We start from the raw sequence: 10,303 nt of genomic DNA, 5'->3' as shown, positions 1-10,303 counted from the left end.
TTCGCCATCACTTTGGCCGACAACACGCGGCAGGTAGTGATGAACGACGCGACAGCCAAACAGGCTCTGACCTGCGTCGATGGCCTCCTTCCGGGCATGTCGGCAACTCTCAAGATGGAGCTGCGGGGAAACAGGTGGTTGGGGGTTCGAGTCCCCCCGTCGGCTCCAATCCTGTGTGAGACAAGCGAATTCGTGACCGGGCCCGGGCCATTCGCAACCTGTTCCCGAAACAGGTGGTCCGCAGGGCGGGTTCGTCAGCCGTCCCGTTTGGTGGGCCTCGGGCAGGACCGCTCCGCCGCGACGGCTGGAACAGGCCCAACGATCCAGTACCGGCTGAACCGCGAGCTCTCGAGTTCGAGCGGGGAACCACCCCTTCGAATGCCGATCCACCTGCGGGACCAGACTCATGGGCGATCCCTTTCGGGCGGCGAGCTGTGCGGTGGAAGCGATGATTTTCGGTCTGCCACTCCGTCTACTGGGGTATGACGGTGACAACGTCATGGCAGAGCGTGTCGGACCTGGAAACGCTCCGGGAAGCCCACGACAAGGTCCGCCGGATCCGGACCGGGGCAGTCGCTCATACTTCTCCTTCCCCGGTCCCACCATTGAGAGCCCCACGAGCCAAGGAGACGCCGACCGGAACGAGGGTCTTACGCCCGATCGGCACCACGAAGGAGCACAAGACGTCGACCCCCCGACCTCTGGACATCACCTTCACGGCCCGCCTTGGCAAGGTGCGCCTCGGCGAGACTTGGACGTGCGTCCAACCGCCGGACTCCGCGAAGATCTTCGGAACCCGAGGGCTGGTCAAGGTGGCTGGCACCGTCGACGGGCAGCCGTTCACCGGAGCATTCATGGCGCTGGGAGACGGCACCCACAAACTCCCTATGGCCGCTGCGATCCGCAAGGCAATCGGCAAGAACGACGGTGATGACGTCGAAGTACACCTCACTGAACGGCTGAACTGATCTCTCGAGCCCGCAAGACATCCCGCCCGGTACGTGCCCCGTCCAGCGCGAACGGACATGGACCAGGCGCTGCTGCGCCTCATGACCGTGGCCGTCAGCGAACTGCCGGAGGTGCCGCCACGCTGTCCCACGTATGGAGGGCCGCCCCAGGTAAGGGAAGCTGCTCCCCCTCCTGTACGGTCAGCCTCGGCCACTGGTCGACAAGCGCACCGGCGCCGTCACGTGGGTCTACCTCCATACCGACTGGGACCGGCTCGTTGCCCTGCAGCCCGTGGAGATCCGCCGCCCACGTATGAGGTGTTGACGGCTTGGACGACGCACCAGGGCATGGCGCCGTGGTCGTCTTGCCTGCACCCGTGGGTCAGCGCCTGGACCAGCTGCGAAGAGCCCGTGCTGGAGTGCTCGCGCGCCGGTCCCGCTCCTGACGTCGTGAGGGTCAGCGCTGTGGCGTGATCGCAGGCCGAGCTCGCTGGCGGCGGTGGCTCAGCAGCTCAGCGACCCGGGTGAGTGCCTCGCGGACGCATCCGGGGTGCTCGTGCCAAGGCAAGTGGCCGGCGTTCGGTATCACGCTGGTGTGGGCCAGCGGGAGTAAGCGCGCGGTCTCCAGTCCCGCCTCCAGTGGCAACGGGCTGTGTTCGCCGAGTACCAGTTCCACCGGAATGTCGACCCGGCTGAGTCGCTCGGCGAACCCGTCCTGCAGGTGGGCAAGCGTGGCAGCCATCGTCTCCGCGTAGGCGGTCAGACCGAGACGGCACCCCGGGGGCAGCGGTGGAGCTTGCCCGGGCGCCGCGAAGTAGCCCGGCCAGAGCAGGCCGAGCTGTTCGGTCGCATCCGCATCGGTCCCGCCGTTCCGGGCCATCCGCTCCTCAAGTCCTGCTGCCAGGGATCGCGCCGGCTCGGTCAACCGTGCATCCAACGCGACCCCCAGCGCTTCCGCGCCGCCGTCCCCGGTGGGGCCCATCGGGTCAACCAAGACGGCGCCCTCGATCCTGTCCGGCCACGCCAACGCCGCCTGCAGAGCCAAGTGCCCTCCCCAGGAGTGGCCGAGGACAACGCAGCGCTCGACCTGTCCTGCCTCAAGCACGCTGGCCAGATCGTCCAACTGCTGCTCGATGGTGAACGGCCCGCAGACCGGGGACGGAGAGTGCCCGCGCTGCTGGTATCGGATCCTGCGCCACCCGGCCACCTCGGCATCGAGCAGGCTCATGTAGTCGGTCAGGCCCGGCCCGCCATGCAGCAGGACCAGATCCGGGCCAGAGCCCTCAACTGTCACCGACCGTGTCACGCCTCTCGTAGCCACGGAAGCAGAGTAGCCACCCACGGCCTCCGAGCCGGTCAGCAGCGCCCCCTCGGCTCCAGACGTCCGGTCCGGGACTGTGCAGTCACCGGTCCCTGCCCGGCACCCTCGTCAGTCAGTGAGGCCGATAGGCGGTGGCGCGATGGCGGATGTCGAGCACGGCGTGCTCGCCGGGCGGGAGTCGAGCAGCGAGGACTCGGCGTGCCGGCGCGACGATCTTCTCGCGCGACGCCTGCCCCGGTTGGTCGATGGGTCTGTCCGGTGCCAGAGGACCCGGGGTCTGCGGCCGTGATGCGGGGTCGTGCAGCGCGTTCGGGGCCGTGGCTCGTGGGTCGCGGCGGTAGCTCGCCGAGAGGACGCCCGCTCGGCGCTCTGAGCGCGGGTGACGATGGGCTGCGTGAGTGAACAGGCTGACGAATGCGCAGGCAGGACCGGCGATGATGCGCCGACGCGGGTGGCGAAGGCGGCCGCGGCGTTCGAGGAGATGCCCTTGGCGCTGGTCGCCTGGGACGAGCCGGGGCGTACCTTCACCGCGGCCAACGCGGGTTACTGGGAGCTGGTGCTGAAACCAGAAGCGCTGGCCTTTGAGTGTGACGTGCGGGCTGGGCATCACCCTGCGACCGACCTGTCGATGAGATCGAGGTCGCGCACGCAGTACCGATGGTGCTCGAACTCCTCGCCGAGCACCGTGCCCAAGCATTGCCGCACGGATCGTCCGCGTGCGTATGGCGGCCACATGTCGTTGTCGGGTATCGGCGCGGGCTCCTGGAGCTGCTCGGGGGTGAGGGCGTCCAGCCACCGCTCGAGCTCGACCGCCTGTTCGTCCCTGATCGCCAGCACCTCCTCCAGCGTCGGGTCCGCCGACGGGTCGAGCCCCTGCGCCTGGCGGCCGGGCACGCACTCGATGCCCAGGCCCATCGGGGTGAACAGCTCGGTCGACCCCAGGCAGCAGCGCCGAAACCACGAGTCGTGCACGAAGACCAGGTGGCGCAGCGTCTGCACCGCCGACCACTCCTCGTTCACGCTCCGGTGCTCGATGCCGGGCGACTGCCGCAGGCGCGCCACGGTTGCGGCCCAATCGGTGCGCAGCTGCGACCAGCCCCGGCGCAGCTCGGACAGGTCGTCGGAGCGGAGGAGCCGGCGGACCGGGTAACGCCGGTCGAGCTCGGCTTCGACGTACACCATGACTTCGACGCCGTTCACGAACAGGTTGCTCACCAGCCCCTCGATCACGGCGTCCTGCATCATCACGCCGATCAGCCGGGCGTTGTTCAGGTTGCACTCGCGGAACTCCGCGCCCTGCAAGTCCTCGTCCACGCACCGCTTCATACTCGGCACGGTATGCCAGGCCCCCGACATCCGGAGCCGGTTACAGCGCCCCCGCGGCCAGTTGAACGCGAACCTCCCCGATCACCGCAGGCGTGTGACGGCGGCCACGAGTACCTGCCCGAAGGCGGTCATGAAACTGCCCGCTGGTGGCCGTGAGAAGTGCCCACTGGCGGCCATGGGATCTGCCCGACACGAATTCGTCTGCCTGACCGGTTCCCCCGGTCCGGGCTCCTCCTGGGGTGCGCTTGGCGGTGCTGAAGCGCCGTCGTGTGCTGGATGCGTCGGTGGCCCGCCCGCAGCTGATCGATGGGTTCTTGCCCAAGGTCGAGGAGTGGGTGGAGCACTCCAAGGGCAAGATCCGCGCGGACAAAGCGCACGAGAAGCTGCTGGCGCTGGGCTGCACCGGTTCGATCGGTGGGCCCGGGGAAGATGAGCGCGTGGGGACGGCTGCAAGCGGGCCGCGCTGCGGCCACCGCCGTCGGTGCCATGGTCTCGATGACGGCGGCGCGCAGTTGGTGCCCGGCGCATCAGCCACCGTGTCGATCACGGGCCCGGCCGCCAAGCACGCCGCGATCCTCACCGAGTCTGGACCGGACCGAGGCTCGCGTGCCGCGACTTACCACGGCTGCGGCAGGAGTGGCCCGACCGGCTACTGGTGGGTGGTGTTGACCGACGTTCGCCGGTGGCGACGACCGCGCAACCGCTGGACGCCTCCCCGCGACATGGCGACATGCCGACGACGTCGGTGTCGCGGGCGGCCCAGCTCCCGTCCAGGATCGACATACGGAAACTACCTAGTTCAGGGGCAGATCCGGTCCATCACAATTCCATCGGAGCCGACGTGTTGATGCCGTACGCGGTGCCTCTGGCTGCTGAACTTGCTCGCGTGAGCATGCCCGGACCTCATCGGCCGTCCCGTAGCCGGATCGGTCACCGGTCCTCTAGGTCGTGCACAGGCAAAACGGATGACCAGCGGGGTCGAGGAAGACCCGAAAAGTGGTCCCTGGCTGGTGCGCATGCTTGACCGCACCGAGCTCGAGCACCGCCGCCTCCGCGGCGTCTAGATCATCGACATCAACGTCGATGTGCATCTGCTGCGGCAGCTGCTGGCCGGGCCAGTCCGGGCGGGCGAAGTCGTCGACCTTCTGGAAGCCCATCGAGTCTCCATACTCGGCTCGGATCGACCACCAATCTTCGTGCTGCTCGACCTTCCAGTCCAACAGCGAGCCGTAGAACTCGGCCAGGATCTTGGGATCGGGACAGTCGAAGACGACAACCGGGAAGCGTGCGATAGCCATGACCTGCACCGTAGCGGCGACGGCGGACAGCCGGCGGCGCAAGCGGAACTCGAGTGGAGCGCGCGGCGAGGGCTCGTCTGCGCAGAAGTTCACGCTGCTCGCGGTGCCGATGCGGGGCATCCGGCGGTCGAATGACCACCGCGCCGCCCACCACCTGCTCTTCATGCCTGACCTGGTCCGCGGTGAGATCCACGTCCCAACCGTCAGCCAATCGGTTCCAGTAATGATGATCCGGCTTGGACTCTGCCCACATGCACCTCACCCAGGACGAGGTCACCGCCCAGCACGTCCTGCGCGACCAGGGCCGTCATTCCGCACTGGTCGCGGGCTGGGTCCTCCGGAGTCCAGTCCTCTCGGCTCTCCGGGTAGCAGGTATCAGCGGCCCAAGCTGACAGGAAGTAGGCACCCGCATGATTCTCGGTGGGAGGTCGACGGGCTCGGTCGTCGGTGTTTCTGGCGCCGGTCCCCCGGGGCGTGTAGTGCTGGCTGAGAAGAACCGCTTGGGCGAGAGTCGATGGCTGAGCTGGTCGCTAGCGGTCGCCGCGTTCGTGGGTGGCCCATCCGAGGGGGTCGGTGTCCTCGAATGCCTCTTTGCATTGTGCGTGCGTGGTGACCGCCACCAGAGGGGCGCACCGATTCCTTCGGAGGTTGGACAATGCGCAAATCCCTTGCCCTCGCGGCCCTGCCCGCCGCACTGCTGCTTCCCGCCACCGCCGGCCTGGCCCACGCGGCTCCGGACCCCTCCGCACCCAGCGGCGTCTACTCCGTCGACCTCGCCCCGGTGCCGGACAACCCGGCCGCGGTCGGCGGATCGCACGTGCACGGGCACGCCACCATCTGGGTGCACGGGCGCAACCTCACGGTGAGGCTGCGGGTCCGCGGCGTGACCCCGGGTGAACCGCACGCCATGCACATCCACGGCATGCTGGGCATGAACAACACCTGTCCCACCCTCAAGGACGACGTCAACACCGGGGACCCACTGGACCCGGCCTCGTTCGTGCCCGGTGTCCCGGACGGGATCATCTCGCTCAGTGAGGGGCACACCGCCTACGGGCCGGTCCAGGTGTCGCTGACCAAGACCGGCTCCACCGGTCCAGGCGCCGCGCTGAACGTGCCCCAGTTCACCAGCGCCAACGACCGCGGCGTGCTCACCTACCGGCGCTCGTTCAAGGTGCCCATCACGGTCGCCAAGGACCTGACCCAGTTGCACGTCGTGGTGCACGGCCTGCACCTGCCGCAGTACCCCGGCTCCTCCTCACTGGGCAACCTGTTCGAGGCTACCACCCCGGTCGCCTGCGGCCGGATCGTCCGACGCTAATCCTGTCCGCCCGAAGCTACGTGCCCGCCATCGATCTGGTCGCAGACTGGGGCACCGACACCCGTAGACGACCCACGCCGAGCCGTCAACCCGCGCCCAGCAGTCAATTGACCACCCTCGGGTCCTAGCGGTCCGTGCAGGCGTCGATGAGGCTCCTGGCGGTCCCCGGGGCCTTCGCGGCCTGCGGGACGTCTACCCGAGCTGTGTTGGTCGCCTCGTGCACCCCACGGGTGGCTCGCTCAGATTGCGGGGGCGTCCCCGTGGATGGAGGTCGTGGTTGACCCTGTTCCGAGCGCTTCGACGGCGCCACCGATGGTCATCTCCTTGACCGTGCCGCCGTCGTCGACCTCGAGGGTGACCACGTCGTCTCCGTGGGTGCGTAGCGATCCGCCGATGGTGACCTGGTCGATCCTGCCCCCGGCCTTGACCGAGAACGCGACCGCCTTCAACGACACCTGCACGCCCTTGACCAGACTCATCCCCTGGCCGCCGGTGGTCTCCACGTCGTGGTGCACCGTGAGCGCGCCCAGCGGTTTGGAGACCTGGATGCCGATCGAGCCGTCGCCGGTGGTCTTGATCGAGTGGAACGATGCTTCCTTGAGCGACCCGTCGTACAGGTTGAACCCGCGTGCACCGGGACCGGTGGTCAGGATCGGGGCCTGCACCTCGAGGGTGTCGATGTCGCCGAAGTTGACGAACCCGATCCCGGAGGGGCCGGTGGAGGTGATCTGCGCGGTGGCGACCCACTTCTTCACGTACCCCCAGTTGTCCAGCACCATGTCGTTCTGCCCGTGCGTGGTGACCGTGCCTGCGTTCTCCACCGTGTCCACGGTGGCGCCGGAGACGACGAACACCCCGCCGGTGATCTTGTCCGGGGTGCCCGGCGCGATCCCACCGTCGGTCACGACCGTGCCGGTCTGGATCAGGTCGGCGGTGAACGTGCCACCCGCGCCGTGGCCCTCTCGGTCGCCGTACCCGGCCACGAACACCCCCGACCCGCGTACCGGTGTCGCCTCGGTACCGACCGACACGTCGCGCAGCGTCGCGGTGAACGAGGAGGACGGGTCGGGCTGGCGGTTCCACAGCGTCACCCCGCCCTGCAGCACGTCCACCCCGAACCCGTGCGGCTGCTCCACCCGGCCCCGCACATCGGCCTCCCGCACGTGCAGCCCCCGGCTCTCCACCCGGACCCGCATCGTGGCCTGGTCGGCCAGGATCAGCACCTGCCCAACCGTGGTGACATTCTCCAACCTCAAGACGCTCGCGTCCGGCACCGAGGTGTCGTTGTACACAGCGACCTCGTACGGCGTGGTCGTGATCGTGATGTCCCGCAGCGTGTTGTCCCGCGTCAGCCGCACCCCCTTGGCGGTGAACACCAGCTCTCCGCCGTGCAGCACCGTTCCCGGCGGCAGGGTGATCGACGGTGAGCCGGTGATCGTGCCCTCCACCACGATCTCGTCGGCCCCGGCGGCGATCGCGTCCGCCAGCTCAGCGGCGTTAGTCACGGTGGCAGGAACAGTCGTCATGGACTGGTTCTACACCCGAACCGTGAGTGACTCGAGAGCACACCACCAACCTCGCGGCAAGCGGATGGGTGAGCGGTGTGATGTGGTCGTCACCGAGGAAGCCACGGTCTTTCCGCTGCTCGCGGCCGCCGACAGCAAGAACGGCGTGGCCCGGTCGCTGTTGCGCACCGGCTCGGGACGGACCCCCACAGCAAAGCGAAGGCCGCGAAGGCCACGCCAACTGAAGGGTCGGGTCGGCGGGTTGCACGCTGGGGGTGCTCAGTGGAGGGTTCGAAGTAGCGGATAGCAACCCTGCGAAGCAGGGTGTCAGCGGCGCTGACGAGCGCGATGCTTCGCCAAGCCTTCGCGCGCCGCGGAGTAGGTGTCGGCGTCAATCTCCCCAGCGGCGAACCGGCGGTGGACACTCTCCTCCGGGGTCTCGTTCGGCTCGTGTCCTCCGAGGTCCCCGCCGCCGCCTACGGACAGCTGCTGGGTAACGCGAACCACCGCCCAGACGACTACGCCGATCAGCACGATCCAGAGCACGGGCATGAGCATCATCCAGATCCAGCTGCTGCCGTCGTCCCAATACATCATCGTTCTCACCCGTTCATCGACGCTCTCATGCTCACTGTCCGCCAGCAGCCAGTGGCGCGATAGGGCCGTTGGTCCCGGCCCGTGGGCAATTGGCTTCGGGGCGTGGCTGCTTGGGAGGGCTGGCCGAGGAACGGACCCGGGTTCGTGATCTCATCGGGTCGTCGGGATGGTCCTCGGCCTGACGGGGCAGCCGGGTTGTAGGTGCTGGATGACCGCCTTGGCCATCCTCTTCGAGCCAGGCTCGTGCGAGACGAGGGAGAGGCCTTCGACCGGTCCGGCGCTCGGTCAGGGCCGGCCACTGGGGATTCAATGCCGGTGGACGGAGCGCGCCACTCGCAGGTCTGCCTAGTCGGAGGTGGCGCGGCTTCCGTGGTTCCGTTTGCCGTCAGGCTTGTGCTGCTCACCCTGATCAGCGGCTGGGGCGGGCATGACGATGTGGACCACGCCCTTCTCCAAGTCGACCCCCAGCGGGTTGCCCTCGCTGCCCGGCTTCTGCGCCTCGATCCGCTTGCGCTCGCGTTCCTCGACGGTGTGCCGGTAACCGGGATTGAAGATCTCAATCCAGCTCATGCGTGGCTCCTCCCATCGGGACTGGCCCCACAGTACGCGCCACGCGTGTACCTCATGTGGCCATGATTCTGGTAGGCATCGGGGGACAGTGTCCAAAAGGGGTGTACGCCACGATTGACAGAAGTCCAGAATGCCCTGGCGGGGGCCAGGGAAGCCGTCTTTCGAGCCACACGAGCCTTGCGGCTGGTCGAGCATCCGGGTCGGCTCGCGACAGCCGGCATCCTCTTCATCAACGACGAAGGGACGCAGGGTGGCGGCTTGCAGCACCTGGGCTCCAGCAGCGGCCACCGGGCGGAGCAGGTCGGCTACCCGACGTTCGACAACTTCGAGCAGAAGGAGAGCCTGAAGTTCGGGGTGCAGCAGGAGGGAGGCAGGTCCCAGCAGTTCCTCGAGGCTCCCGACCAACCCACATGAGCGACCGCGACCCAACGCTGATCTCGCGGCTGGGGCGATCGACAGGAAGGCTGAGCAGGTGCAAAGGACACGATTCGGACTGGTGGGCACGGGCTACTGGGCCCGAGAGGTGCATGCCGTTGGTCTGGCGGGGCATCCCGACGTTGAGCTGGTCGGTGTGTGGGGCCGCGACCAGAGCAAGGCAACCGACGTGGCTGCCCGACACGGCACCACGGCATACGCCGACGTGGACGCGCTCTTCGAGGCGGTCGACGCCGTGGCGTTCGCGGTGCCCCCCACGGTGCAGGCCGAACTCGCGCTGCGGGCCGCCGTGGCAGGCAAGCACCTGCTGCTGGAGAAACCCGTTGCCACGGACCTCGCCGCCGCAGACCGGCTGCTGGCGGCAGTGGAGGAGGCCGGCGTCAGCACCGTGGTGTTCTTCACCGATCGGTTCGTGCCCGAGCGGGAAGCGTGGCTGCAGGAGCGTCTCCGGGGCGGCGCTCTCGGAGCTCGGGCGGAGTGGCTGGCCTCGCTGCGGACGCCGGACACCCCCTACGCGACATCCATCTGGAGGCAGCAGGAGGGTGCCTTGTGGGATGTCGGCCCGCACGCCTTGTCCGCGTTGCTGCCTGCGCTCGGCCCGGTCGCGGAGGTCGGCGGCGCCCGCGGGTTCGACGACTTGGTCAGCATCGTGTTGACCCATGAAGGCGGCGCCACCAGCACCGTCCAGCTGAGCCTGACGATGCCGCCGGAGGCCGTTCGCTTCAATCTGGAGTTCTACGACGACCAGGGCTGGCACGCCCGTCCCAACGCCCCGGTCGATGTCGTCGAGGCCCAGCAGCGCGCAGTGACCGAACTGCTGGGCCAGTGCCGTGCGGCACGGACCGACCACCGGTGCAGCGTCCGATTCGGCCGTGACGTGGTGGACCTCCTGCACCGGATCGACCTCGCCCTTGGTCCCCGCTGACCGCACCAGGCATCTGCCCACACGTGGACTGTTGTCCGCCTCCGTTGTCCGGTCACCG

General features: G+C 68.2%; 11 protein-coding genes and 1 pseudogene. 4 read left to right on the top strand and 8 right to left on the bottom strand.

The annotated features are described in order from the left end of the window. Positions 1-482: 482 nt before the first annotated feature. Positions 483-968, top strand: coding sequence for a DUF1905 domain-containing protein (locus VFL99_RS03190; protein WP_325104880.1), 486 nt, complete (start codon positions 483-485; stop codon positions 966-968). Between the two features lie 436 nt (positions 969-1,404). Here VFL99_RS03190 and VFL99_RS03185 read toward each other — a convergent pair whose 3' ends face one another. The 5 genes and pseudogenes from VFL99_RS03185 to VFL99_RS18390 form a co-directional block, all read right to left on the bottom strand. Further along, positions 1,405-2,268 (bottom strand): alpha/beta fold hydrolase, encoded by an 864-nt coding sequence (locus VFL99_RS03185; protein WP_325104879.1) that lies wholly within the window; start codon positions 2,266-2,268, stop codon positions 1,405-1,407. A 606-nt stretch (positions 2,269-2,874) separates the two neighbouring features. Continuing rightward, a complete protein-coding gene (locus VFL99_RS03180; protein ID WP_325104878.1) occupies positions 2,875-3,594 on the bottom strand; it encodes a DinB family protein in 720 nt (239 codons plus the stop codon). A gap of 941 nt (positions 3,595-4,535) precedes the next feature. Then, on the bottom strand, positions 4,536-4,892 hold the full coding sequence (locus tag VFL99_RS03175; RefSeq protein ID WP_325104881.1) for a VOC family protein: 357 nt from the start codon (positions 4,890-4,892) through the stop codon (positions 4,536-4,538). 127 nt (positions 4,893-5,019) lie between these two features. Continuing rightward, positions 5,020-5,145 (bottom strand): annotated as a pseudogene (locus VFL99_RS18395) (YunG family protein); the annotation flags it as partial. After that, positions 5,096-5,287: a YunG family protein gene (locus VFL99_RS18390; RefSeq protein ID WP_422663476.1), complete on the bottom strand. Its 192-nt coding sequence runs from the start codon at positions 5,285-5,287 to the stop codon at positions 5,096-5,098. The pseudogene VFL99_RS18395 and the gene VFL99_RS18390, both read right to left, overlap by 50 nt. A 260-nt stretch (positions 5,288-5,547) precedes the next feature. Between VFL99_RS18390 and VFL99_RS03170 the strand changes: the two genes are divergently transcribed. Continuing rightward, a complete protein-coding gene (locus tag VFL99_RS03170) occupies positions 5,548-6,213 on the top strand; it encodes a hypothetical protein (protein WP_325104877.1) in 666 nt (221 codons plus the stop codon). A gap of 239 nt (positions 6,214-6,452) precedes the next feature. Here VFL99_RS03170 and VFL99_RS03165 read toward each other — a convergent pair whose 3' ends face one another. From VFL99_RS03165 to VFL99_RS03155, 3 genes are all read right to left on the bottom strand, one after another. Then, positions 6,453-7,739 carry a hypothetical protein gene (locus tag VFL99_RS03165; RefSeq protein WP_325104876.1) on the bottom strand — a complete coding sequence of 429 codons (1,287 nt, stop codon included), beginning with the start codon at positions 7,737-7,739 and terminating at the stop codon, positions 6,453-6,455. Between the two features lie 306 nt (positions 7,740-8,045). Next, on the bottom strand, positions 8,046-8,312 hold the full coding sequence (locus tag VFL99_RS03160; protein WP_325104875.1) for an SHOCT domain-containing protein: 267 nt from the start codon (positions 8,310-8,312) through the stop codon (positions 8,046-8,048). A gap of 348 nt (positions 8,313-8,660) precedes the next feature. Continuing rightward, positions 8,661-8,885, bottom strand: coding sequence for a DUF6191 domain-containing protein (locus VFL99_RS03155; RefSeq protein WP_325104874.1), 225 nt, complete (start codon positions 8,883-8,885; stop codon positions 8,661-8,663). Positions 8,886-9,062: 177 nt separating this feature from the next. Between VFL99_RS03155 and VFL99_RS03150 the strand changes: the two genes are divergently transcribed. After that, the gene (locus tag VFL99_RS03150; protein ID WP_325104873.1) at positions 9,063-9,299 is read left to right on the top strand and encodes a hypothetical protein; all 237 of its coding nucleotides are present in this window, start codon (positions 9,063-9,065) and stop codon (positions 9,297-9,299) included. 82 nt (positions 9,300-9,381) lie between these two features. Then, positions 9,382-10,245 (top strand): Gfo/Idh/MocA family protein, encoded by an 864-nt coding sequence (locus VFL99_RS03145; RefSeq protein ID WP_325104872.1) that lies wholly within the window; start codon positions 9,382-9,384, stop codon positions 10,243-10,245. Positions 10,246-10,303 lie beyond the last annotated feature (58 nt).

Source organism: Segeticoccus sp., assembly GCF_035708005.1.
The sequence above is the reverse complement of the archived record's forward strand: the minus strand, read 5'-3'. Positions and strand labels throughout refer to the sequence as shown.